Source organism: Sinomicrobium endophyticum, from assembly GCF_052983315.1.
The window spans coordinates 411632-437674 of sequence record NZ_JBRKIS010000025.1; the positions used below are offsets into that span (position 1 = coordinate 411632).

At 43.2% G+C, this 26043-nt stretch carries 22 protein-coding genes and 1 tRNA gene; 10 read left to right on the forward strand and 13 right to left on the reverse strand.

Translation table 11 applies throughout. The features are described 5' to 3' along the window. Positions 1 to 291 precede the first annotated feature (291 nt). Positions 292 to 3252: a TonB-dependent receptor domain-containing protein gene (locus ACVBDU_RS10275; protein ID WP_447179657.1), complete on the forward strand. Its 2961-nt coding sequence runs from the start codon at positions 292 to 294 to the stop codon at positions 3250 to 3252. A 206-nt stretch (positions 3253 to 3458) separates the two neighbouring features. Here ACVBDU_RS10275 and ACVBDU_RS10280 read toward each other — a convergent pair whose 3' ends face one another. After that, positions 3459 to 6164, reverse strand: coding sequence for an exo-rhamnogalacturonan lyase family protein (locus ACVBDU_RS10280; RefSeq protein ID WP_447179658.1), 2706 nt, complete (start codon positions 6162 to 6164; stop codon positions 3459 to 3461). A gap of 572 nt (positions 6165 to 6736) precedes the next feature. On the opposite strand from ACVBDU_RS10280, the gene ACVBDU_RS10285 reads away from it, so the two are divergent. Continuing rightward, positions 6737 to 7462 (forward strand): DUF6250 domain-containing protein, encoded by a 726-nt coding sequence (locus ACVBDU_RS10285; RefSeq protein WP_447179659.1) that lies wholly within the window; start codon positions 6737 to 6739, stop codon positions 7460 to 7462. Positions 7463 to 7509: 47 nt separating this feature from the next. Further along, on the forward strand, positions 7510 to 8859 hold the full coding sequence (locus ACVBDU_RS10290; RefSeq protein WP_447179660.1) for a glycoside hydrolase family 88/105 protein: 1350 nt from the start codon (positions 7510 to 7512) through the stop codon (positions 8857 to 8859). Positions 8860 to 8986: 127 nt separating this feature from the next. Here ACVBDU_RS10290 and ACVBDU_RS10295 read toward each other — a convergent pair whose 3' ends face one another. The 8 genes from ACVBDU_RS10295 to mce all read right to left on the reverse strand — a co-directional run bounded on the left by ACVBDU_RS10295 (position 8987) and on the right by mce (position 15292). Then, the gene (locus ACVBDU_RS10295) at positions 8987 to 9712 is read right to left on the reverse strand and encodes a superoxide dismutase (RefSeq protein ID WP_447179661.1); all 726 of its coding nucleotides are present in this window, start codon (positions 9710 to 9712) and stop codon (positions 8987 to 8989) included. Between the two features lie 100 nt (positions 9713 to 9812). Then, positions 9813 to 11081, reverse strand: a complete 1269-nt coding sequence (locus ACVBDU_RS10300; protein ID WP_447179662.1) for a sensor histidine kinase — start codon at positions 11079 to 11081, stop codon at positions 9813 to 9815. Continuing rightward, complete coding sequence (locus tag ACVBDU_RS10305) at positions 11078 to 11761, reverse strand: response regulator transcription factor (protein WP_447179663.1); 684 nt, start codon at positions 11759 to 11761, stop codon at positions 11078 to 11080. The genes ACVBDU_RS10300 and ACVBDU_RS10305 overlap by 4 nt, the downstream gene beginning before the upstream one ends. 382 nt (positions 11762 to 12143) lie before the next feature. Further along, positions 12144 to 13796, reverse strand: a complete 1653-nt coding sequence (locus ACVBDU_RS10310) for an alpha-L-fucosidase (protein WP_447179664.1) — start codon at positions 13794 to 13796, stop codon at positions 12144 to 12146. A gap of 30 nt (positions 13797 to 13826) precedes the next feature. After that, positions 13827 to 13994, reverse strand: coding sequence for a hypothetical protein (locus tag ACVBDU_RS10315; RefSeq protein ID WP_447179665.1), 168 nt, complete (start codon positions 13992 to 13994; stop codon positions 13827 to 13829). Positions 13995 to 14003: 9 nt separating this feature from the next. After that, positions 14004 to 14363 carry a sigma factor gene (locus ACVBDU_RS10320; RefSeq protein WP_447179666.1) on the reverse strand — a complete coding sequence of 120 codons (360 nt, stop codon included), beginning with the start codon at positions 14361 to 14363 and terminating at the stop codon, positions 14004 to 14006. Positions 14364 to 14715: 352 nt separating this feature from the next. Next, a tRNA-Ile gene (locus tag ACVBDU_RS10325) sits at positions 14716 to 14789 on the reverse strand. Positions 14790 to 14890: 101 nt separating this feature from the next. Further along, on the reverse strand, positions 14891 to 15292 hold the full coding sequence (mce, locus tag ACVBDU_RS10330; protein ID WP_447179667.1) for a methylmalonyl-CoA epimerase: 402 nt from the start codon (positions 15290 to 15292) through the stop codon (positions 14891 to 14893). Between the two features lie 109 nt (positions 15293 to 15401). Between mce and rbfA the strand changes: the two genes are divergently transcribed. Together rbfA and ACVBDU_RS10340 are read left to right on the forward strand one after the other, a co-directional pair. After that, the gene (gene rbfA, locus ACVBDU_RS10335) at positions 15402 to 15794 is read left to right on the forward strand and encodes a 30S ribosome-binding factor RbfA (RefSeq protein ID WP_447179668.1); all 393 of its coding nucleotides are present in this window, start codon (positions 15402 to 15404) and stop codon (positions 15792 to 15794) included. Positions 15795 to 15868: 74 nt separating this feature from the next. Continuing rightward, positions 15869 to 17077, forward strand: coding sequence for an ABC transporter permease (locus tag ACVBDU_RS10340; protein ID WP_447179669.1), 1209 nt, complete (start codon positions 15869 to 15871; stop codon positions 17075 to 17077). Positions 17078 to 17148: 71 nt separating this feature from the next. Here the strand turns inward: ACVBDU_RS10340 and dusB are convergent, their stop codons facing one another. Beyond that, the gene (gene dusB, locus ACVBDU_RS10345) at positions 17149 to 18141 is read right to left on the reverse strand and encodes a tRNA dihydrouridine synthase DusB (RefSeq protein WP_447179670.1); all 993 of its coding nucleotides are present in this window, start codon (positions 18139 to 18141) and stop codon (positions 17149 to 17151) included. 175 nt (positions 18142 to 18316) lie between these two features. On the opposite strand from dusB, the gene ACVBDU_RS10350 reads away from it, so the two are divergent. The 5 genes from ACVBDU_RS10350 to mtgA all read left to right on the forward strand — a co-directional run bounded on the left by ACVBDU_RS10350 (position 18317) and on the right by mtgA (position 23890). Next, positions 18317 to 19735: a sulfatase family protein gene (locus ACVBDU_RS10350; protein WP_447179671.1), complete on the forward strand. Its 1419-nt coding sequence runs from the start codon at positions 18317 to 18319 to the stop codon at positions 19733 to 19735. A 145-nt stretch (positions 19736 to 19880) separates the two neighbouring features. Further along, on the forward strand, positions 19881 to 21677 hold the full coding sequence (lepA, locus tag ACVBDU_RS10355; protein ID WP_447179672.1) for a translation elongation factor 4: 1797 nt from the start codon (positions 19881 to 19883) through the stop codon (positions 21675 to 21677). Between the two features lie 73 nt (positions 21678 to 21750). After that, complete coding sequence (locus ACVBDU_RS10360) at positions 21751 to 21930, forward strand: hypothetical protein (protein WP_447174656.1); 180 nt, start codon at positions 21751 to 21753, stop codon at positions 21928 to 21930. Between the two features lie 156 nt (positions 21931 to 22086). Then, positions 22087 to 23205 carry an NAD(P)/FAD-dependent oxidoreductase gene (locus tag ACVBDU_RS10365; protein ID WP_447179673.1) on the forward strand — a complete coding sequence of 373 codons (1119 nt, stop codon included), beginning with the start codon at positions 22087 to 22089 and terminating at the stop codon, positions 23203 to 23205. 1 nt (position 23206) lies between these two features. Then, positions 23207 to 23890, forward strand: coding sequence for a monofunctional biosynthetic peptidoglycan transglycosylase (gene mtgA / locus ACVBDU_RS10370; RefSeq protein WP_447179674.1), 684 nt, complete (start codon positions 23207 to 23209; stop codon positions 23888 to 23890). A 4-nt stretch (positions 23891 to 23894) separates the two neighbouring features. Here mtgA and ACVBDU_RS10375 read toward each other — a convergent pair whose 3' ends face one another. The 3 genes from ACVBDU_RS10375 to ACVBDU_RS10385 all read right to left on the reverse strand — a co-directional run bounded on the left by ACVBDU_RS10375 (position 23895) and on the right by ACVBDU_RS10385 (position 25698). Then, complete coding sequence (locus tag ACVBDU_RS10375) at positions 23895 to 24338, reverse strand: GNAT family N-acetyltransferase (protein WP_447179675.1); 444 nt, start codon at positions 24336 to 24338, stop codon at positions 23895 to 23897. A 92-nt stretch (positions 24339 to 24430) separates the two neighbouring features. After that, complete coding sequence (gene rpiB / locus ACVBDU_RS10380; RefSeq protein WP_447179676.1) at positions 24431 to 24865, reverse strand: ribose 5-phosphate isomerase B; 435 nt, start codon at positions 24863 to 24865, stop codon at positions 24431 to 24433. A gap of 590 nt (positions 24866 to 25455) precedes the next feature. Beyond that, on the reverse strand, positions 25456 to 25698 hold the full coding sequence (locus ACVBDU_RS10385) for a DUF2007 domain-containing protein (RefSeq protein ID WP_447179677.1): 243 nt from the start codon (positions 25696 to 25698) through the stop codon (positions 25456 to 25458). Positions 25699 to 26043: the final 345 nt, after the last annotated feature.

Below are 26043 nucleotides of genomic sequence, written 5' to 3' on the forward strand. Positions count from 1 at the left end.
AGTTAATAAGTTATTTGGTTATTGAGTTATCGAGTTTATGTCTGTTGCTTAACTAACGGAATAATCTAATAACCGGACTATAATTTTTCCGCACTGCCAAAGTGCAGGGTTTTAGACCCTCAACGGAGACTAATAAAAAAGGGAAATGTTGACGCATTTCCCCTTATAAAGCTTTAAGATTACCAAACCGCGAAGTATTAATAAACTAAAGCAATCAAAATTATGAAAAAAAGATTTCTACCGGCCTTCTTTTTCCGAAGGATTTATCCTCTGGCCACCAAAAATTTAAAAATGAAAATTTCCGCAATCTTCTTTTTATCCTGCATCTTTCAATTGACTGCCAATTCCGGTTATCCCCAGGACAAACTCGAATTCAGTTTTGAAAATGTCTCTATAAAAAAGGTACTTAAAGAAATTAACAAGCAAACTGGTTACAAATTCTTTTATCGCAATGCAGATATAGACACCCGTAAAAAAATATCCATTACTGCTCAAAAAGAGAAGGTGGATGCCGTATTGGACAACCTTCTTAAAGATACGGCCACAGGTTATACTATCATAGGAACCCATATTGTACTTGCCCAAAGAAAAGGCCATACCTCCGCCACGGTACAGGAACGCGAAGTCTCCGGAAAGGTTACCGATAGGGAGGGAAGCCCTTTGCCCGGGGCCAATGTTTTGGTTAAAGGAACAACCATTGGCGGGCAAACCGATTTTGATGGCAATTTCTCCGTTACAGTTCCGCCTGGAGAACACATTCTTGTCGTTTCCTACATCGGTTTTAAAACACAGGAAGTGAACATCAGCAATAAGGATACTGTACTAATTTCCCTCGAAGAAGCCGCTGCCCAGCTCGATGATGTCATTGTGGTAGCCAGCAGGGGAAGGCCCAGAACCTCTTTTGACTCCCCGGTACCGGTAGACAATTTAAAGGCGGAAGGATTGCAGCAAACCGGCAGAGCGGTTCTCGATCAGCAACTCATGTTCAAAGTACCTTCTTACAATGCTACGCAGCAACCCATATCCGATGCCGCTGCCCATTTCAGTCCGGCTGACCTGCGGGGGCTTTTCCCCAGCCGGACACTGGTCTTGGTAAACGGAAAACGGAAGAATGCCAGTGCTTTGGTATACAGCTATGTAACCCCGGGTCGTGGTGAAGTGGGCGTAGATATGAAAGCTATTCCCTCGGCGGCTCTGGAACGTGTAGAAGTACTCAGGGACGGTGCTGCGGCACAATACGGGTCCGATGCCGTAGCAGGGGTCATTAACCTGGTACTTAAGAAAGAGGCCGATCCCTATATCAATACCAGCTACAGCACTACCACAAAAGGAGACGGCGAGCAGTACCAGATAGAAGCCGGGTTTGGGGTGAATATCCTGGACAAGGGATATGCCAACCTCACCTTAAATTACTTCGATCAGAAAAGATCGCAACGCCCGGGCACTATTACCAGTGTGGAAGACGAAGCTAATTACTGGGGTATTACGGACGAAACGGATTTTAATACCAACGATCTGGAAGCCTTTCTGGAAAGGAATCCCAGTGCCGGTTTTAAAGTGGGCCTTCCCGATATGACCATTACCAATTTTTCCTATAACATGGGGTATACGCTGGACGAAGAATCACAGACAGAAATATATTCCTTCGGGACCCTGACCAACAGAACAGGTTCTGCCCCCCAATTTGCCAGAACCTCGTATTGGGTGAGTGGTTTCGACCAGATCTATCCCGGCACCGAATATTTTCTTCCCGAAATGGCTCCCCAGATCAATGACTACACCTTCTCCCTCGGACTAAAAACCACATACAACGGCTGGGGTTTTGACCTGAGCTCTACCCTGGGAAGGAACCGGATCGATTATTACATTACCAATTCCTTTAACCAGTCTTACGGAGCCGGCAGCCCGTCCGATTTTTACAACGGGGCACATCAATTCGGCCATCTTGTGAACAACCTGGATGTTGTCCGTACTTTTGAAGACACCGGTATCGAGGCATTGACCGTGGCTTTCGGCGCCGAGCACAGGACAGAGCGCTTCGTGACCGAAGCAGGAGAAGAAGCCTCATATGCCGACGGTACTCCGGACGACCCCACAGACCGGACCGGATCGGAATCGTTTGGTGGCTTTACCCCTGAGAATGCTTCTAATGATTACAGGAACAACCTCGGGATCTATGCCGATATCAGTGCCGATATAACCGAAACCTTCCTCATCGGGGGAGCGGTTCGTTATGAGAACTATAGCGATTTCGGGTCTAACGTAAGCTGGAAATTTAATTCCCGGTTAAAAACCCTGAACGATAAATTGTCCATAAGAGCTTCGCTGAGCAGTGGTTTCCGCGCCCCCTCCCTACATCAGATTTACTATACGGCGATAACCACCACCCTGACCGAAGACGGAATACAGCAAAATGGCATTTTAAATAATGCCGATCCTGCGTTAAGAGCCCTGGGGATACCGAGGTTAAAACCGGAAACTTCCTTTAATATTGGTGCCGGGATCACTTATCGTATCAACAGGAAGATTGGTATTACCGTAGATGCTTACCAGATAGATGTAGATGACAGGGTTGTCCTGTCCGGGCAGGTAACCCCTACCGGGGATCCCGAAAGTCCCATAGACCAGACCTTACAAAGAGTAAACGTCGGTTCCGCGGGCTTCTTTCTGAATGCCATCAATACCCGTACACAAGGTATAGATGCCGTTTTTAGCTATGACAATATAGAAATGGGCAATGGTTTACTCAGTGGAAGTATTGCGGCAAACTTCAATAAAACGGAAGTGAAAAGTACCAATTTCCCTGCTTTCATAGAGGAAAATGACCTGGGAGACGATATTTTTTCCAGGGAAGATGTGTCCAGGGTAGAGACCTGGAGACCCCGACAAAAAATTGTAGCTACCGGCACGTACCAAATAAACAGATTCTCTACAACTCTGTCGTTTCTGAACTACGGAAAAGTAACTTACAGGCATCCCAGTAACCCGGAAGACGATGCCACCTATGGTGGTAAATGGCTGACGGACCTGAGTTTTACTTATGCTTTTACGGACAAAATAAAATTCACCTTGGGAGCCAACAATCTGTTTGACGTATATCCCGATACCTTTGCCAAAGCCTATGCAAACAACGGAGGTTCTCCCACCGACAGGAATCTCGATTTTGTGGGCAGGTTTAAATATCCGTGGCAAACCACACAGTTCGGGATAGACGGAACCCGGATATTTTCCAGGTTAACCTTTCAATTTTAGGAAATATGTCCAGGTAAGCATGATCGTGGTATTCTCATGGTTTTTACTATGAATGCCTTTATTCTTTGTACATACACAAGCCAGAAACTGTCTGAAATTTACTTTTGCTCCCGATAATTTCGGAACTATAATGTTTTTTGTCAGGCAGGACAAGATCCGCGAAACTTTTAAACGAAGGTGTCAAAGGACAAAATTCAGACAGTTTCTTACTTTTTCAAACTTTCCCCAACCAGCGCCATACACTGGATAGCAGCAAGGCCCCATTGTGCTGTTGCATTGGTGGAAACAAAGGCTTCTTCTACAGGACGAAGTACTTCATGGCCATCAATAACCTGTACTCCCGGTTCCTTTAATTTATAACCTGCTCTTCCGCTCAAAAACTCATCCCAGGCTCTTTTGGCCAGTTTCTCATCCTTTTTCCGAAAAGCCGCAAATGCTGTTAGTCGCGAGTGTGCCTGTCCGAGGTTACGTCTTCCCAGGTCATTGCCCAGTGCTTCTTTTTGTGCTTCTTCTCCCGCGTTATAAAGCTCGCAATACTGTAACCACGCCTTTTCAAATGCGGGCATATCCACGAGTTCTACCAGTTCCATACATACTTCCGCCAGTCCGAACACCGCGCTCAGGTGGGATGCGGAAGCCCTGTCATGAGGCACCTGTTCAAATTCTCCGGTAGCCAGATCCATCTTGCTTCCGGCTGAGAAAAATCCTTTGGGCTGCGCTGCGATTGTTTTCATGCTGTTCAGCAACTTGTTTTTTATCTTTTTATCGCTTGTTCTTTCCCACGCAGTCAACCATGCGGCGGCAATGGCTCCCCAGTCCGTACCAAACCCGACATGGGCCTTGGCAGGATCATGGCTTTCCCAGACTTTTTTGTCGGCCACTTTTCGCGTGGGTTGTATCTTCACCAGAGTTTTCACAGCGTCAATCTGTTCATCCACCAGATCTCCAACTCTTTCATCTGCGGTGAGATAGTAATAATATCTCCTGTTGGCAACTGTACTGATGCGCAATTGCTTGGCACTGCACCCCCAATGCTGAACGTTATGCCTGCTGCCGAGAGGTGCATAGGCTCCCAGGTGGTGTACGTCCACCTCCCCCGTATGCCGGGTCATTGCCTCGGCCATTCTGAAAACATCCGCTTTCCCGGTCCGCAGAAAATACAGCCACAACCATATATCTGTGGACAATTCGGAATTGTCCCATGCAAAACCGCCTACATCATAACGCCATACATGCCTGTCGGTATCATAGCTATGCATAAAATCCCCGTAGTCCCAGAATCCGTACCAACGGTGCTGGTCCACCTGGCTTTTATAAATTTCAAAATAACGGTCCAGGTTGTCCTCTATTTTTCTTTTGAGCGGTGTTGAGCGGTCGGGCAGTGACCAGGTTTTGCCGAATACTCCTGTTTTCTGAAGATGTTCCGAGGATGTCATCACCATAGGCGGAAACTGTACCAGGTCGGCCATTTCGGATATCTTTTCCCTTTCAGGTGTTTCCGGCAATATCCACAGGTTCATTTCACTGGTCCTCGCTATTCCTTTTGGGGTTCCGAAGCCAGGCTCATAATCTTCATAAGTGATCTCCAACCCTTCCAGTTGTTTGGCATAAGTATCCTGTTCCATGCCATCGTGATAAAAGCGAAGGTCCATAGCAGGTGCATCCGGCGCCCATAGCCATAGCGTCACTTCCCCGTTATCCGCATGTGCATTTCGGATATCCAGTTGTGCCGGATAGCTTTGCCAGAAGTTCCGAATGCCAAAGGCAACACCCCCGGAAGGTCCCCCCAGATATCCCATTCCGGGCGCACGACGGCCAAAACCGGATTTGAGCCACCCATGCCCTGCCTTTGTCCTTTTCCTGATCTCAAAAGCGTCCGGATGGGTCTGCGAAAGTGTATAATCGCCAAAAGCCGGGATATAATCGAGCCTTGAAGCTACATTTTCCGGAAATTCGCTAAGGTCGGGTGTTTTCTTGCCGGAAAGTTGTGCTTCCCTGACCTCAGCCCCCGGGTCTCTCCGCAATCCTGTAAGACCGCGAACAGCTTCTCCGAACACCCCGTCTTCTTCACCCGCAAAACGTATGTGACGATCGTGTAAAGCATCTTTCATGGGCACCGAAAAAGTAAACCCGAGTCCTTTTATAAAATCTTTATTTTCATCCCCGTCATAAATTATGGTGTGCATGATCCTTAAGGCATCACTATTCGCATAAAAATACAGGCGAACGACAAAAGGAAGCCACCCGTTCTTTCCCGGAGCAGCGTGCATGCCTTCGAGCTTTATCACAGCTCTGACGGGTCCCTGTTGCTCTACAATAACCCGCTCAATTTCTCCCTCGAATTTATCCGTTATGACATTTCCCGCCCTTTCATCGTCGCCATTTTGCCGGAGCACCACCAAACGCCCTTTTTGTAGCATTTCCCTACCATTCCTCCAAACAGAAGGTATCAATACATTCCCTCTTTTATTGATCTTCCAGGACACCGGGCCGGTATTTACCGATATATATTCCGAATTTTCGTTTACTTTAAGGGAACTGTCTTTCAACGGTTTTTCTCCGGCTACCAGTTTCATTCCCTCTATCTTTCCTCCGGCTCCTATGGCGTGGGCCGTCCATTTCAGAGTGCCGTCGGGCCAGTAACCCAACGGCCAGCTCTGTACCGGGATTTTCTTGCCCAAAGCGTCCTTGATACAGAAATCCGTACTTTTCTTTACCCGTCCTCTCGGCCAGGGAACACCCCACGTTACACCATTTGTTTGATTTGATTTACCATCTTTCAGCCAATCAAGCAAAACCGGGTCAGATTGTTCTGTATTACCACTAAACCATATGCCTGGGGTCAGGTAAAAAGAGGATGATAACATCACCGATTGCTTTACAAAAGTTCTCCTGTTCATGTTTTGTTTCATCTGTCTGATTTTTATTTATTTCCCCGATTAAATAGAAGGTCCCTGTTGGCTTTATTCATGAGTCCGGATCTCACCTGTGTTACGTCGGAATTGCCTTCTTTTAGTAATTTTAGATCTGTTTTATCTGCCGGGAAGGATTATAGTCGCCGGAGGAAAGCTGCTGCCCTTGAGAAAATTGTCCTTGTAATAAGAAATATACTTGCTTGTATTGTTACCGCTTACATAGCTATCTCGCCGGAAATTACTATTTCTGTTAAAAATCAAAAATATTATCAGAAAAACACTAATGTATCCTGTACTGTACTGGTTTTATCTTTAGTTTAAATGCAAAAATATTTTAGAAACTGTTTATTTTTTATCCTTCGGTCCCCGGAATTACCGGGATTTTATGTGTCTTTTTCCACCGTATTCCAAATCTGTTGGAATCTGGCAGGCCTACATAACAGGAAACGACGTTTTTTAAGCATGGCCAGGATAATAAGTACTGTTCAAACCGGTAGAAGCATAACAGTACAGGATGGTAATCAGGAAAAGGTCTCCTATCTTGGTAAGCTATTAACCTGACAATTATCATGAGTGCCAATAAAAGCATATCCGGGCTTATTATACCAGCAGGTACTGTGTTCCTGTGCTTTTTGATATTTTCTTTATCCGGACTTTACGGACAATCAGACGAAAGCTATCAGAAAGGAGAGCTTTTATATCATGATAATTTTGACTCCGGCATGGGAAATTGGATTGTAGAAACACCTAAATCACCTAATTCCGGAATAAGCGTTCTTCAGAATAAACTGATTATAGATGTCGATAAAGGGGCTACTGTGTGGTTCCGCGAAAAGCTGTCTGGAAACATTCTTATAGAATACAGGAGAAAGGTCGTTATCGATGGAAATGGGAACGACCGCTTATCGGACCTTAATCAATTCTGGATGGCCTCCGATCCCAATAACACCGATATGTTTACACGGACCGGTATCTTTAGTGAATACGATTCTCTTTCCCTTTACTATTTCGGGATGGGTGGAAATTACAATAGTACCACCCGTTTTCGCAAATATACGGGGAATGGGGAAAGAAAATTATTGATGGATACCAATGACAAGGATAAACTGCTGAAAACCAATCAGGAATACCACATAAAAATTACGGTATACAACGGTACCACTAAGGTCTTTGTCAATGACCGTGAATTTGTTTCTTATACAGACCCGAAACCATTAAGTAATGGTTATTTCGGTTTCAGAACCGTAAAATCTCATCAGGAAATTTCCGATTTTAAAGTCTGTCGCCTTAAATAATCTTATACATAGCTCTTAACAACAAATCAATCAATACCACTACCAAGATGATCAACAAAAAATTACTGCTGTATATTGTCCTCTTTGCTTCGGGATGGTTGTCAATCGCACAACAGAAGCCAATAACCGACACCAACACACCGCTTCACTTGTTACAACCTGACTATCCAACACCTTATGGCAAGCCGGAGGCAGACAGTATCCTGAAAACACTGGATCGCGTATATTCCTATCTGGATGCTGTTACTCCCGCAAAATTGATAAATGACAAAACCGGGGAAGAAATTACTTCCGAAACACAACTCGATGAAAATACTATCTTCGCCCCGGGAGATTTTCGACTCACCAGCTATGAATGGGGTGTAACTTATGCCGGGATGCTATTGGCCGGCGAAGTCACGGGTAATGAAAAATTCACCGAATACACCTATAAGCGTCTGAAGCTTATTGCTGATATTGCTCCCCATTACCGGGAACAGCTGGCAAAAAAACCAAAAAGCGCTTCCCCTATCCGTTCTGTTATTGACCCGCACGCTCTTGATGACGCGGGAGCAATATGTGCTGCAATGATAAAAGCCGGGAAAAAAGGAACAGAGGACGGACTTACCCCTCTCATTGACAATTATATCGATTATATAAGTAACAAGGAATTCCGCCTGGAGGACGGCACTCTTGCCCGTAACCGCCCCCAGCCCAATACTATTTGGCTGGATGACCTGTTTATGAGTGTCCCTGCCCTGGCTCAAATGGGAAAATTCTCCGGTCAGGAAAAGTATTTTGACGATGCGGTAAAACAGGTACTACAGTTTTCAAAACGCATGTTCAATAAAGAAAAAGGACTGTATATACATGGCTGGGTGGAGGCTATGGAAGTACATCCGAAATTTCACTGGGCACGGGCAAACGGCTGGGCAGTAATGACCCTGGTGGAATTGCTCGAGGTACTACCAAAAGAACACGAAGGATATAATGCTGTGCTGGAACAACTTCGCGCCCATATAGAAGGGTTGGTTTCCTGCCAAAACGGTACGGGATTCTGGCATCAGCTCCTGGACCGTCCTGACACTTACCTGGAAACTTCGGCCACGGCCATTTATACCTTTTCCATTGCCCGGGCCATCAACAGGGGTTATATTGACAAACTCGCTTATGCTCCTGCCGTACTCCTGGGCTGGAATGCAGTGGCGACAAAAATAAACGAAAAGGGCCAGGTAGAAGATACCTGTGTAGGCACCGGAATGGGATTTGATCCTGCATTTTATTATTACCGCCCTGTCAATGTCTATGCAGCACATGGATATGGGCCGGTATTACTGGCTGGAGCAGAAATACTGACCATGTTACAGAATCACCGGTTTGAAATCAACGACAGCTCATTGCAATTGCTAATAGAATAGGTACGTTCAGAAGTGTAGACCTATTTTAATTTTGTAATTGTTAACCACTCTCCGAGATTAATACCACTGCGGCAGTAATCCCGGATAATGCTGTGGTCAGGTTTTATTCTGCATCCCGACAAAAAGATTACCCGTGCAATTTTTTGGCGGTTACAAATCGTTCTGCCACATTGTCCCAGTTGATGATCTCCAGCAGCGTATCTACAAAATCCGCTCTTTTGTTTTTGTATTTCAGATAATAGGCATGCTCCCATACATCGATCACAAGCAGCGGGATAACGCCCCACTGGGTGAGTTTCTGGTGATTTTCACATTGCAACAGGGTCAACGAGCTGGAATAGGGCTGATATCCCAAAATTCCCCAACCGCTGCCTTCCACGGATTTGGATATTTTAGCAATATAGGCCTTTAGGCGGTCAAACGACCCGAAATCCTTCTCAATTTGTCGAAGCAGTTCCGCTTTGGGTTCTGTTTTTTTATTGGTCAGGTTGGTCCAGAAAATACTGTGCAGTACATGACTGGAGAAATGAAATGCCAATTTTTTGGTCCAAAGGTCGGCCAAGTCCATCTCCCCGGTTTGGAGAAGTTGTTTAATTTGATCCAAGTCCTTATTGGCTCCTTTAACAGCGCCCCCGTGATGAAACTCATAATGAAGGTGAAGGGTTTCCTCGTCCATGTGAGGCTCTAAGAAGTTTTTGTTGTAAGGAAGGGGCTGCAAAATGAAATTACCGTTGCTGTCCACAAGCTGGTCGATACCATTTTCGGTAACATTCTGTGAAAAAACACTGTTACCGGGCAGGATAGCTGCACCACCTATAATTGCCGAATTCTTTAGAAATTCTTTTCTATTCATAACGTAATCTTTTTTGACAGGGTTACTATTTCGTATAATATACTGAAAAAACAAAGTAAAAGGTTAATTCTGTAGAAATTTTGGAAAGCGAAGTGTTGCGTTATTTGAATATCACTTCAAAAACATGGAGTTCATTAATTTCCTCATAGTGCAGGGTCCAACCATTTACTTCCACTATTTTATGGACAATGGCCAGGCCCAGGCCCCATGTATCCGGGTTGCCGGATTGTTTATAAAAACGGTGAAACAGTTTTTTCTTTTCCAATATTCTTTTATTTCCCGTATTCGCGATGGAGAGTTTATTTTCCATCATTGATATAATTACCTTCCCTTCCCGGATGTTGTGCAAGAAGGCATTTTTAAGCAGGTTTTGAACCAGTATTTCGGTAAGGGTTACATTTCCTTGTACCGTCAATTCATCCTCTCTTTGTATGGTAACCTCAATGCTCCTTGCAATTTTCTGCTCTTCGTAGTAGGCAAGAGACCGGTTTACGATCTCATTTATGTGAATTTCTTCAGTTAGGAGAAATTGCCGGTTTTCAATCCGGGACAAAAGCAGCAGGGTTTTATTTAGCTTTTTTAACCGTTGTGTCGATCCTATGATACCTTCTATTATGGCTGCTTGTTCATATGTAAGTTCTTCCTGGCTGATAAGGGCTTCCAAACGCGACTGGATAACAGACAAAGGTGTTTGCATTTCGTGCGAAGCATTTTCTATGAACTGCTTTTGACTGTCAAATACTTCTTTGTTCTTTTTGACCAATTCCATGATTGCTTCGCGCAACATTTGAAATTCATCGACCCGATAGTCGGGCAAGGTTAATAATTGCTGTTTGTCCAGGCGATAGTATCGCAGTTTTTCCAGCATATCATAAAAAGGTCTCCATATCCTCCGGGCGATGATATATTGTGACAAATAATAGCAAAGGGCCATTCCCAGGAATAACCCTCCCAAGGTAATCGCAATGGTACTGATGACCTCCACGGCTTCCAGGTGAGGTTTCACAATTTCCAATCGGTAGTAACTCCCGTGCAATTCTACATAAGTGGTCAGTTTTCGGTATTCATCCAGTTCGTCATCTACAGGTTCGTAAACGAGAGTGTCTTTATAACTTTCTCTTCCTTTTTGAAAACTATCCTGATTTACAGCATAAAAAGTAAAGTCATCCAGTGGGTTATCTTCTGCATATGGGGCCTGTGGATTTTCTTCTAGAAAGGCGATCAGGTTTTCCTTTCTGTTAAAGAGCACTTCGTCTACATTTTCCCTGATATTCCAACGGAAAACCAGGTAAAATAAAATAGAAAAGATCCCGAAGAGGACCAGGAAAAGCAACAGTTGTATGCGGGAAGTATACGTAAGGAGTTTCATAATGGCTTAATTTGGTACCCTACCCCGTAAATGTTATGGATTTCCACTTGTGCCCCTGCCTTTTTCAGTTTCTGCTTGAGATTCCGGATTTGCGAAAACAAAAAATCAAAACTCTGGGCTTCATCAACATAATCACCCCAGATATATTCGGCCAGGGATACTTTGGTAATAACCCGTTTATGGTTGTTAATCAGGTGAGTGAGAATAGCATATTCCTTTTTGGTTAGAGTAATCGGATGTTGAAGATCATCTATGCTTACCAGATATTGGTCTGGGTCAATGAACAGGTTGCCAAATTGTAACCATTTGTTGGTTCTAAATTGTTTTCTGCGGATAATAGCTTTGATCCGGGCATGGAGTTCGGAAAAGTAAAAAGGTTTCGTAAGATAATCGTCCGCCCCCAGGTCCAGGCCTTTTAACTTGTCATCCAGGGAATTACGGGCAGAAAGAATAATAACCCCCTCGGTTTTGTCCTTTTGATGAAGCACTTCCAACAAGTCAAATCCACTGCCATCCGGAAGGTTGATGTCTAAAATAATACAATCATAATCATACAGGGATACACGCTGCAGAGCAGAGGCATAGTCTTCTTCTGCATCATAAATAAATCCTTCCTGGGAGGCATATTCCTTCAGGCTGTGGAGTAATGCCGGTTCGTCTTCTACAATTAAAAGTTTCATGATAAGAACAAAATAAGCAATTAATTTTGTAGAAATACTGCTTGATTATATCTATCTCCTAGTATCTGATTCAAATTCCCCAGGGGCATTCGGATGAAAGCATCGAGTTCCGGGCATATATATTATAACCTCCTCCCATATTATAAAGCAGTAAAAAACAGAAAACCATTGGATGGAAAAAGTTTAAACAAGTTCATTGATAAACAGTAAAACAAAAAAGGACAAACCAAAAATTTCTTTCCGATTTGTCCAGCTATATGAATACAAATTCCGCACCATTTTGTACAGAATTTGGAACTTTTGGTTAATCTGACATTCTATCCTGTGGGACCTCTAAAGATGGTTATTAACTATCTCCCGGGATTTTGGTTTTGATTTTCTTTTATGAAATTTTAAGAGGGTTAGCATAAAAGTCACGAACCTTATTCTCCGGAAAATCTACGACAAGGCCTTCGGCGGTCTGACGGAACGAAAGATCCTGTCCCGTACTCACCAGCCGGACATTCCGTATTTTTTTATTCCGGTATTTGCTTTTGGAAGAAAGGCTTTTAATCACAACCTTATTCAGTTCCGGCCAGCCCATAACGGTAGCATACAGATCGTCTCCCTTGGTGACAAAACGGACATCTTTATACGAAAATGGCAGTCCTTTACCTTCATTGAACCCCTGGGCCTTTAATTCTCCTGCGCTTTCCTGTTGTGGCCCCTCCCCGAATATTTTCCAGGGCCGTGTACCATAAATACTCTCACTGTTCAACTCCATCCATCGGCCTGTTTCTTCTACAATAGCCTTCTCCTGTTCATCAATGGAGCCGTTACCCCGTACGGGTATATTGAGCATCAGATTCCCGTTTTTACTGACTACATCTATAAGGGTATGAATAACAGTTTGTGCGGATTTATATCCCTTCCGGTTATAAATCTCCCTGTCGTAATGCCAGCTGCCTATACAGGTACAGGTCTGCCAGGGCAATGGTTCTATGGTATTGCTCTGTCCTCTTTCTATATCCCACACCATGGCCTGCCGCTGGTCTTCGGAAAGTATTTTTCCGTTAATTACCGCTTTTAGCTCTCCATGGTCCCGAATACTTTTGTTGTACATATAAGCAGCCAGCCTAAGCCCTACATCGCTGACAGGCCAGAACGGCAAAGCCGTATCGTCAAAATACACCATCTCCGGATGGTATTTATCCAGAAGATCCTTTGTGCGGTTGTAGAATTTCTCCATATAAGCCTGGGAGGGCTCGGCAACACCATTCTCCCAATTCCACTGCTTATGGATCATCCCGTTATCCAGGCTGTTTTCACTCAAAGGGTGATTTTGCGCATAGAGATCCTGCGGGTCCAGGCCTTCCCACCATAAGCCCTTACCGTCTGCCTTATTTAGTTTTCCGTCATAAGGCACTCCCGCCATGGGGCCTTTTGTATCCGAACGCTGTGCCGTTTCAAACCAGCTCCAGGCATGTGCGGCATGGACACTTACGGCAAAAGGAAGATCGTATTTTTTCGCGGCCTGTGCCCAGCCCTTAACAATATCTTTTTTTGGTCCTCTTTTTACCGAGTTCCATTCACTCTGATAGGTACTATCATAAAGATCCAGATTGTCGTGATGGTTTGCCATAGCCATGAAATACCTTGCCCCGGCCTTCTTATATAGCCCTACCAGTTCGTCCGGGTTCCATTGGTCGGCCTTCCAACTGTGAATGATATCTTTAAACCCGAATTTGGAAGGGTGTCCGTAATGCTCCAGGTGGTATTTGTATTGTTCCGATCCTTCCTGGTACATTCCCCTGGCATACCAGTCTCCCTTTTCCGGGGCACATTGCGGCCCCCAATGCGCCCATATTCCGAACTTGGCATCCCGGAACCACTGTGGTACTTCGTATTTCATCAATGAATCCCAGGTGGGTTCAAAAGGCCCGGATATCCCGGAAAACAATGGATCTCCAAAAAACTTTTCTTTTGCGAGTATATTGGAAAAATACAAACCGGCTGCCGCAGCCGACATGGTTTTTAATGCATCTCTTCTTTTCATCTGTTCTTTTATTTTTTTGTTTTAAATCGGTCAGTACCTGTTCCGATCTATCGGAATGAAATGCCCAAAGTAATCATGAAGCAGTACAGGCCATAACTCGTTGACACCTTCTTTAAAGTTACGGCGTTGATAGATAAGATAACTCTCAGCGTCCACAGGAAAACTGGTATAACTTTCCGGAGAGTTGGTCAGCTTCATCCCGATGTATTACGGTTCAACTCTTCCGCTGTGATGCCCCATCCCAAAATATCGAAATAACGCAAACCTTCGAAAGCAAATTCCTCCCTCATGGGAAATGATAAACTCGCGGTTATCTTCAGATGCCATATTCATAAGCCGGGGATGTCTGATTCTTTTAAGGCTTGTATTTTTAACCGATGTTGAAATATAGTTTTTCAGATTTGAGATTTCTTTTTCCTGTTTCTTTAATAAAACCTTTACAAAAACATCGTGGACTATATCCTGGGTTTCATCCATACTTCCCACATAGCTATAGGAAAGTAAGCACCATTCGCGATAATACTTTAAGAATATTGACTCTATTTCCTTCTTTAATCTATTTTCCACATTAATTCCGATAAGGTATAGGAAAATATAAAATTAGTGTTTTTTCAACACTTAAAAAGCTAAAATATTAATTTATTTTTAACTCATAAACTCATATTTTATTCATTTATAAAATGAGAGACTTATTTTCAGCATATGAAGCAAAAAATTGCTTGCTTAATTTGGCAGGTTGTGGATTTAAAAGTTTATTCTGTTCTTCTGTATTCAAGGATATACCGGATCAGGACTAAAACCTGGCAAGTTGACAAATAATAGAATTAGGATAAAAAAGAGAAGAATACGTAAACCCCTGATTTTTAATCATAAAAAAAGCCCAAACAATATTTTCATATCATTTGGACTTGTAAGCAGGTGGTCCCACATGGGCTCGAACCATGGACCCCCTGATTATGAGTCAGGTGCTCTAACCAGCTGAGCTATAGGACCCGCATTTTGCGGATGCAATATTACTACATATTTTAATTTGCTGCAAGCTTTTTTGGCTTTTTATATTACTACTTTTTCCCGGAACACCGGAAGATCCGGAGCTACTGGATATCCTGGCAAAGCTCTATCAACACACCATTAGTGCCTTTGGGATGTAAAAAAGCCACTATTTTATTGTCCGCTCCGCGTTTCGGCACTTCATTCAGTACCGCAAACCCTTCCTCCTGTAATCTTCGGATCTCCGCTTCGATATCTTCTACATGAAAAGCTATATGATGTATCCCTTCTCCCCTTTTTTCTATAAACTTATGTATAGGGCTATCCGTATTTGTAGCCTCCAGAAGTTCTATTTTACTTTCCCCAACCTGAAAAAAAGAAGTTTTTACACCTTCGCTTTCCACAATTTCGGTTTTGTAAGGTGCAACTCCCAGTAGTTTAGTGTACAAAGCATTGGAAGTCTCTATATTACGGATGGCAATACCAATATGTTCTATTTTTTTCATGCTTTCCTCATTTCCACAAATATAGCGATCACTATCTAATTTATTGAATATGTAACGATTTATGCCTCACAGTTGTCTCTGGCTTCCCGGTATTTCCTATTTTTGCACTATGGAGAGTAACAGACAGAAAAAGATAGCAGGGGTAATTCAGCGCGATCTGGCCGATATATTACAGCGCGCTGCCACGGACGGGGGACTTCAGGGGATACTAATCTCCGTAACCAAAGTTTCGGTAACCGTAGACCTTTCCATTGCAAAGGTCTACCTGAGTATTTTCCCGAATGCTAAAAGCGGTGAACTCATCGCCGGGATACAAAATAGTAAATCACAGATAAAACACGAACTTGCAAGGCGCACCAGAAACCAGTTACGCAGAGTTCCGGAACTTGAATTTTTAGTAGACGATTCCCTCGAATACATAGACAAGATAGAAAAATCCCTCAAGGGTTCGGAAAATCCTATTGAAAATCCGGATATCCTGGATAAAAGAAAAAAATCCTGAAAATACGGGTAACCCATATTTTCCGTTTTAAAGGAGTATTTCCGGAATTTCGGCTAACAGAGTAACGACAAGACGTGCATTTTCCTTCATACATAGCCAAGAGATACCTGGTTTCCAAAAGCAGCCAGAATGCCGTAAATATCATTAACCTGGTCACTTTCCTGGTAGTGGTTATCGGTGCGGCTGCGCTGTTTATCGTACTTTCGGGCTTTGCCGGACTTAAAACTTTCAGCTTGTCCTTCAGTAATTCCTTTGATCCGGATCTGAGGATAATGAGTGACGGGGGGAAATTTATGACCCTGAGCAACGAAGAAAAAGACCGTCTGCAAGACATCCCTGAAATAGCCTTTTTCTCCCGGGAAATAGAAGAACAGGTACTCCTTACCCATCAGCAAAAAAACCATGTAGCCCTGATCAAGGGTACAGATACTGTTTATTCCCATGTAGTGAATACAGACAGTATCCTCTATTACGGAAACTGGTTCGACCGGGAACTCAACGAGGTGGTTACCGGAATTGGCACCGCCAGCCTCCTGGGCCTTGCTCTTAACGATTATATGAACCCCCTGCGTATCCTGGTGCCAAAACCCGGAAAAGGAAGCATAACATCCAATACTACCCCGTATAATGAAGTAGCTGTAACGGTTTCCGGGGTATATGCCGTAACCGAAGAGCTCGATAAAAAATACGTTTTTGCCGACCTGGAACTGGTGCAAAAAATACTTCATAAAGAGCCTTCCGAAATAACGGGGATTAATATAAAACTTGCACCCGGCACAAATGTCCCCAAAGTAAAACAGGAAATAGCTGGTGTTTTTGAAAGTGATGTGGTAGTTAAGGACCGTGTAGAGCAAAACGATGCGCTGTACCGTATGCTGAACACCGAAAATATGGCTACTTACCTCATATTTACCCTGGTTCTTATTATAGCGCTATTTAATGTAGTCGGGGCCATTATTATGATGATACTGGACAAGCGCAAAAATCTGAATACCCTGTTCAGTATGGGAGCAACGGTAAAACAATTGCGCCGCATTTTCTTTGTACAGGGGCTCATTGTTACCCTGGTTGGTGGTTCCATAGGTATTGCCCTGGGCGTACTTCTCACCTGGTCACAAATGTTTTTCGGGTGGCTTCTTATTACACCCTCCTTGCCATACCCCGTAGAAATACACCTGTCTAACATAGGTGTCGTTTTTGGTACCATTGCCATCCTGGGGGTTATCGCCTCCAAAATTGCTTCGGGAAGAATCTCGGAAAAACTGATAATGGAACAGGGGTAATTAACAAGCCCACAAGACATTCAGAGGAGAAAACCCTGCAACCGGTAACCATCAAAACAATCCCCGTCCCGTTATACAAACTGGTAATCCCCGAATTTCTCCAGGACCTCATCAAAAGCTGCAAAAACATCCGCAGCATCGTCCGAAGTTACCATTTTCTGACGGTATTCCTTAAAATGCGGTATGCCCTTAAAGTAGTTGGTATAATGTCTCCTGGTTTCAAATACCCCCAGTTTTTCTCCTTTCCAGTCGATGGCCATGTTTAAGTGCCTTCGGGCAGCTTCCACCCTTTCTTCCATAGTAGGAGGTGCGGCGTGTGTTCCGGTTTTAAAAAAGTGCTTTACCTCCTTGAAAAACCACGGATATCCTATACTGGCACGGCCGATCATGGCGCCGTCCAATCCGAATTTATCCCGCATTTCCGCTGCTTTTTCGGGGGTATCCACATCACCGTTACCAAATACCGGGATATGCATCCTGGGATTGTTCTTTACTTCGGCTATCGGACCCCAGTCTGCTTCTCCCTTATACATCTGCACCCTGGTGCGGCCATGTATGGATATAGCCTGTACGCCCACATCCTGGAGCCGTTCCGCTACTTCCACTATTTTAATGGAATCACTATCCCAACCCAGGCGGGTTTTTACCGTAACAGGCAGGTTAGTGCGTTTTACCATAGCTTCCGTTAGCTTTATCATCAACGGTATATCGCGCAATATCCCGGAACCGGCATTTTTACATACCACTTTTTTCACCGGGCAACCGTAATTGATATCTATAATATCCGGATTAGACTGTTCTACAATATCCACTGCCTGTAACATGGAATCCAGTTCCGCACCGAATATCTGGATACCCACCGGGCGTTCCTTTTCATAAATATCCAGCTTCTGCATACTCTTGGCCGCATCCCGTATCAGGCCTTCCGAAGAAATAAACTCGGTATACACCACATCTGCCCCCTGCTCTTTGCAAAGCGCCCGGAAAGGAGGATCACTCACATCTTCCATCGGTGCCAGCAAAAGGGGAAACTCTCCTAATTCTATGTTACCAATCTTAACCACAATACTTTAGTTTATCGCGGTGCAAAGATAAAGTAAAAATTACGAATGCATCATTATCCCCTCTTCCTTTACCTTGAAAGGAACTTGCTATCCTTCATTTCCGATATGTTTATAACCGCATATTCCGGAAAAAATCCTTTATTTGTTCTTCCGACATCCAAAACCAGCATACACCATGTTAAAAAAAATTCTACTTCCCGGTATATTTATCATCTATTTGTTATCGTGCACAACAAAAGAAAAAGACAATACTCCCAATGTGATCATCATTTTCACGGACGACCAGGGCTATGAAGATGTGGGCTGTTTCGGTTCGCCGGACATTAAAACCCCGAATCTCGATCAAATGGCAAAAGAAGGGATTAAACTTACTGCCTTTTACGCGGCACAACCGGTTTGTTCAGCTTCACGGGCGGCACTTCTTACCGGGTGTTATCCGAATCGAATCGGTATTCATAACGCCTTAATGCCCCATTCCGAAACAGGTCTTAATCCCGGGGAAACCACAATGGCTGATATGCTGAAATCCAGTGGATATACCACCGCCATTTACGGAAAATGGCATTTGGGCGACGACCCGGATTTTATGCCGAACAACCAGGGTTTTGACGATTTTTTCGGCATTCCCTTTTCCAATGATATGTGGCCCAACCATCCGCAACAGGGAACCGTATTTAATTTTGATCCGCTGCCCTTATACCAAAACCAAAAAATCATCGATACGCTCAATGACCAGTCCATGCTTACGACACAGATCACGGAAAAAGCTGTCGATTTTATTGAAAAAAATAAAGAAAACCCGTTTTTCCTATATGTAGCACATCCGCAACCGCATGTGCCGTTATTCGTTTCGGACAAATTCCGCGGTAAATCGAAAAGAGGACTTTACGGGGACGTGATTATGGAAATAGACTGGTCCGTCGGAGAAATACTCCGGGCGCTTAAAAAACAGGGACTGGACCAAAATACCCTGGTTATTTTTACTTCCGATAACGGCCCCTGGTTGTCCTATGGCGACCATTCCGGTTCCGCATACCCGTTCCGGGAAGGAAAAGGTACTGCCTGGGAAGGCGGGCAGCGGGAGCCTTTTATTGCCCGTTTTCCGGGTAAATTACCCCAGGACAAAACCATAGGCACCCCGGTAATGGCTATTGATCTGTTCCCTACCATAGCATCCCTGACCAACAGCACCCTGCCGAAACATAAAATAGACGGAAAGAACGTATGGGATATTTTGACCGGAAAAACGGATGAAAACCCGCATGAGGCTTACTATTTCTATTACAAAGTAAACGAGCTGCACGGCGTTCGCTACAAGGACTGGAAATTATATTTTCCACATAACTACCGGACCATGGAAGGGCAGGAACCGGGCAGGGAAGGACTGCCCGGAGAATACAAGTATGTCAATATCAAGAACATAGAATTATACGATCTGGCTACCGATTCTTCGGAAACAAGGAACGTAGCAGAAAAACATCCGGAAATAGTCAATAAAATAGTCGAACTGGCCAATGCCAAAAGACAGGAACTGGGAGATAACCTTCTGGGGATCGAAGGAAGCGGAAACCGGGCGCCGGGTAAAGCAAAATAATTTTTCGGGACAAAAACAAATCCCGCCGGAGGATGCTGTATATAAAAACCTGAAATACCCGAAAAATAAAATTATATTTGCAAATTAAACCTGTCCTGAACTGGCCGGACATAAAACCCGGCGAAACGGACATATAACGTTTGCTATGAAGCACATCCGGAATTTTTGTATTATTGCCCATATAGACCACGGTAAGAGTACCCTGGCCGACAGGCTGCTGGACTACACCGGATCGGTAACGGAGAGGGAAAAGCAAGATCAGTTACTGGATAATATGGACCTGGAAAGAGAGCGGGGCATTACCATTAAATCCCACGCTATCCAGATGGAATATGTTTACAACGGTGAAACTTATATACTAAATCTGATAGACACTCCCGGTCACGTGGATTTCTCCTATGAGGTATCCCGTTCCATTGCAGCCTGCGAAGGAGCATTGCTTATCGTAGATGCTGCACAGAGTATCCAGGCACAAACCATATCCAACCTCTACCTGGCACTGGAAAACGATCTGGAGATTATCCCGGTACTGAACAAAATAGATCTTCCGAGCGCCAGTCCGGAAGAAGTAACCGATGATATTGTGGACCTCCTGGGCTGCAGTCCGGAGGAAGTTATTCCCGCCAGCGGAAAAACAGGCCTCGGTGTAGATAAAATACTGGAAGCTATCATAGAGCGTATTCCTCCGCCAAAAGGAAATACGGACGAATCGTTACAAGCTTTGATCTTCGATTCCGTTTACAATCCTTTTCGCGGTATTGAAGTTATTTTCCGGGTGGTAAACGGGGAAATAACCAAAGGACAGAAGATAAAATTCATGGCTACCGGGAAAGAGTATTACGCAGATGAAATAGGAACGCTCAAACTCTCCCAGGTACCAAAAAAAGTTATAAAAACGGGAGATGTAGGTTATCTTATTTCCGGTATCAAAGAAGCCAAAGAAGTAAAAGTAGGGGACACCATCACCGATGCCAAGACCCCTACCAAAAATATGATCGGCGGTTTTGAGAATGTAAAACCGATGGTGTTTGCCGGTATTTATCCCGTAGATACGGAAGATTACGAAGAACTCCGTGCTTCTATGGAAAAACTCCAGCTCAATGATGCTTCCCTGGTATTTACCCCGGAAAGTTCTGCCGCGCTCGGATTCGGTTTCCGTTGCGGTTTCCTCGGCATGCTTCATATGGAGATCATACAGGAGCGTCTGGAACGCGAATTCGACATGACCGTAATAACCACGGTACCCAACGTTTCATACCTGGCCTATACCAAAAAAGAACCGGATACGGCTACTGTGGTAAACAACCCTTCCGATCTGCCCGATCCGTCCAAACTGGATAGAGTGGAGGAGCCATATATCAAGGCTACGATTATCACAAAATCGGATTTCATAGGACCCGTAATGAGCCTTTGTATTGACAAAAGGGGACAGATCATTAACCAGACCTATCTTACTCCGGAGCGCGTAGAACTCTCTTTTGATATTCCGCTTGCGGAAATTGTTTTTGACTTTTACGACCGGTTAAAAACCGTATCCAAAGGTTATGCTTCTTTCGATTATTCGCCTATCGGTTTGCGTGCTTCCAAACTGGTAAAAGTGGATATCCTGCTTAACAACCAGTCGGTAGATGCCCTTTCGGCCCTGATACACGCGGATAACGCATACAACATCGGTAAAAAAATGTGTGAAAAGCTAAAGGAACTCATTCCCCGGCAGCAATTCGACATCCCTATACAGGCCGCTATCGGCGCAAAGATCATATCGCGCGAAACCATCAAAGCACTCCGTAAAGATGTTACGGCCAAGTGTTACGGAGGAGATATTTCCCGTAAACGAAAACTGCTTGAAAAACAGAAAAAAGGTAAGAAACGTATGCGCCAGGTAGGTAATGTGGAAATTCCGCAACAGGCGTTTATGGCCGTACTAAAACTGAACGATTAGCGACCGGAGAAGTATTTCATTTTTATTTCACCCTTTTATTTTGTAAATTATGAGGGTAAATCATTTGAATATAATGAAATACAAATTCTTAAAACTATCCGGTATTATCGTATTCATGTTCGGAATCATTGCCTCGACGGTTTATCATTCGACTTCCGGAGAAAATATGCTTTGGCTCGATTTTATACTGGGCACCATTACGGGGACAGGAATAGGCCTGACTCTCGCCCTGATGCAAAAAAAATCTGCCTGATCCGTACGGATACTTTTCTGTTTCACCTTTTTCCGGGTGTGATTACCATAATTTTCTTAACTTCAACTTCTCATATGTATTCCGGGGAACAATTCGGTTATTGCCCGTATATTTTCCCCATCATAAATGGATTTTGATACCCTAATTTTACCAGATATGCAGCTTTCTTACTGGGAGAAAACAGAATGGATATCCGACACGGATTTTACTATTGTAGGCAGTGGCATTACCGGGCTCAATTGTGCCCTTGCGCTTCGCGAAAAATATCCCAACTCCCGGATACTTATTCTGGAAAAAGGGATACTTCCACAAGGTGGCAGTACTAAAAATGCCGGGTTTGCCAGTTTCGGGAGCATTTCCGAGCTCCTGGACGATTTAAACAATACCAGGGAGGAGGAAATGGTAACCCTTGTCGAAAAGCGCTGGAAAGGCCTTCAAATGCTTCGAAAGAATATCGGCGATAATATCATGGACTATCGCCAGTACGGGGGGCAGGAACTGTTTCCGAAAGACGATCCTGCTTTTTTTGAAAATTGCCTGGATAATATAGCCCGGATAAACAAACTGTTACATCCCGTATTCGGAGAACAAGTATTTTCGGTAAAAGAGAATGTATTCGGATTTAAACAAATACAGGAGAAGTATATCTTCACTCCTTTCGAAGGGCAGATAAATACCGGGAAAATGATGCAGGCACTGCTCAAAAAATGTACGGAGAACGATATCTGGATTCTCAACTGCACAGAAGTAAAAGAGTTTGAAGATATGGGAAATAATGTCTTTGTGCGCACCTCCAATTTCGAATTTTCAACAGGAAAACTACTCATCGCCACCAATGGTTTTACTCCGGCGCTGATAAAAGAAGATGTAGTTCCCGCCAGGGCACAGGTGCTTATTACCAAACCCATTAAAAACCTGGAAATAAAAGGCACTTTTCACCTCGATAAAGGTTATTATTATTTCCGGAATGTAGGGGACAGAATATTATTTGGCGGCGGACGAAACCTGGACATTACCGGGGAGACTACCATTGAATTCGGGGAAACAAAATTAATACAGGACCGGCTGGAATACCTGTTGAAAACAGTTATCCTGCCCGGAACACCTTATGAGACGGAACAACGGTGGAGTGGTATAATGGGAATGGGTAAGCAAAAAACACCTATTGTAAAAACCCTGTCAGACAATGTGTATTGCGGAGTCCGGCTCGGTGGTATAGGAATTTCCATCGGTACATGGATCGGGAAAGAACTCGCAGCACTTACTTATGAATAATATGCTAAGAAGAATAATCAGGTTTATCGTAAAATGTGTTTTCTGGTTCGTAATTGTCTCCGTTTTTCTGGTACTCCTTTTTAAATGGTGCCCGGTTTACGTTACACCACTTATGCTCATACGAAGCCTGGAACAAAAGCAGGAAGGGAAAAGCATAGTTATGCAACATCGCTGGATCTCCATAGACAAAATATCCCGGAATATGCAACTGGCGGTTATATGCAGTGAAGACCAGAATTTTCCGCATCACAACGGTTTTGATCTCAAAGCTATAGAAAAAGCATACGATAACAATCAAAAAGGAAAGCGCATCCGTGGCGGAAGCACTATAAGCCAGCAAACCGCAAAAAACGTATTTCTGTGGCCGGCCAGGAGCTGGTTTCGCAAAGGGTTGGAAACCTATTTTACTTTCCTTATAGAACTATTCTGGAGCAAGGAACGCATCCTGGAAGTATACCTCAACTCGATAGAAATGGGAGATGGTATTTACGGTGCGGAAGAAGCTGCTGTATTCTGGTTCAACGTACCTGCTGAAAATCTCAGCAAAAGACAAGCTTCGGCTATAGCCTCAATTTTGCCAAATCCCAGAAAACTGTCCGCAAATCCCCCATCCGCGTATATTGGAAACAGAATAAACTGGATAACACGCCAGATGAACTTTTACGGTAAACTGGAACTGGATTAACCCTCTATTGCCGTACCATGGCAATATGCGGTATGCCATCCTCCAGGTACCCTTCACCAATCTTAACAAAACCGTGCTTTTCGTAGAAACGAACCAGGTATTCCTGGGCGGATATTTTTATTTTATTTTCCCCGAAATGATTTTTAACGGCTTCTATCGAAGCTTTAATAATATCATGCCCGTAACCGTATTGCCTTTCCGATTTACTAACCACTACACGCCCGATACTGGCTTCTTCGAAATATGTTCCACCGGGAAACAAACGTGTATAAGCAACTATCCTGCCCTCTTTTTTTCCGATAACATGCAATGCCTTTCCATCTTTACCGTCTATATCCTGGTAGACACAATCCTGTTCTACCACAAAAACTTCCGATCGCAACTGCAATATATCATATAATTCCTGCAGGGTCAGTTCATTGAAATATTTTACCGATATGGAAAGCATAGTTTGTATTTAGAATAAGAAAGTTCTCCGTGGAGAACTTTTATAAATAAATTACCTCTTTCATCCTGTTTGACCAACAGGAAAAACAATCCTTATGAACATACCGGAATCTTATCTATCCTGTTCTGGTGCCTTCCTCCTTCAAATTCTGTGTTCAGGAAAGTCTTTACCATATCCAGGGCCTGGGGCAAAGAAACAAAACGCGCGGGAATACTCAATATATTGGCATTGTTGTGCTCTCTGGCCAGCTGGGTTATTTCCCTGGTCCAACAAAGTGCAGCACGAACCCCCTGGTGTTTGTTTGCAGTCATCGAAGCACCGTTACCGCTACCACATATAATAATGCCGAAATCCACAGCGCCTTTTTCCACATCGTCAGCCACAGGATGCACGAAATCCGGGTAATCCACACTCGAACTCACATCCGTTCCGTGATTTACCACCTCTATTCCCATACTTTCCAGAAGTTCTTTTACAGCAAACTTATATTCCGTGCCCGCATGGTCGTTACCAATGGATATTTTCATCATATAAACATTTAATATTACAGTATACAAAGGTACTAAATAAGCCTTTTTAAGCTATATAAACAGCCTTGTTAATTCGATTTTATAATTATTTAATTTTCAGTTAATTATAACTTAACAAAGATTGTTAATATTTATAGATTAACTACTCACAAAATAATTTGCATATATCGGAATATATTGCAATATGATTTTCTTTGTGAAGAAAACAAATCATTTCTATGAATTTTTCTTCGCTGTTTATTAAACTTCAATGCAGGGTTATCAACAGATATTAACAAGTTGAATTATTAAAAATATCCGGTTGTTGACAGTTGTTGACAACTGTTAATTACGATCTCTTTCACCGTAAAAATTAATCCTTTACACTACCAACAAGTTGTTAATTACCCTGTATAATTTTTAATAAACACCAAAGTCAAGCTTTACTGAAAAAATTTACTCTACAAATTAACACCCCATAATACACCATCAAAAAGTTTTTTTTAAAAAATAAAGAAAAATTATAATTGTATATATTGTTAACTACTTTCAAAAAACAGGGAGATAACATTGCAAAAGGTTAGAAGGAGACAAGATAAAATATCCGGCTATACGATGCGCATAAAAGAACCGTTATTGTCCAGTTTTTTGATAATGGCAATAGTTGTTTCGGCATCTTCCCGGTGCACTTTAAGCCTTATACCACCCAGGGCATTGGAATAGAAAGGAGTGACATGGACCATGGTTTCGTTTTCAAAAACATGTGGTATATCTTCGTCTTCGAGTATATGCCGTAATACGGTATATTCATGCGGATACGTAAAGGTAGCCACTACAACAAAATCTTCCATGTAAACGATTGTTGGTAAACTTCTTATAAAATTAAAAAAATAGACGGATATTTGCTAAAATATTTTAGTGTACACTGTAGAAGTTCTTGTAGTGATACGTACCTCTCTTATATCCTCTTTTTGTTCCAGTGAATAATCTATATATCTTATAAAAGAAAGTATTCCCGTGATAAGGATGAGTAGGAAAATAGCTATTATGTTATAAACTTTTTTCAAGAGTTTTTGTTGTCTTTTGGATATAAGACGATGGAAAAAAGGTATTGTTACACTTTTTTTAATATAATTTTAACTTTTCTTTATCCCCGAACTACTTCAATTATTATTTGTACTTTTCAACTTTAATAG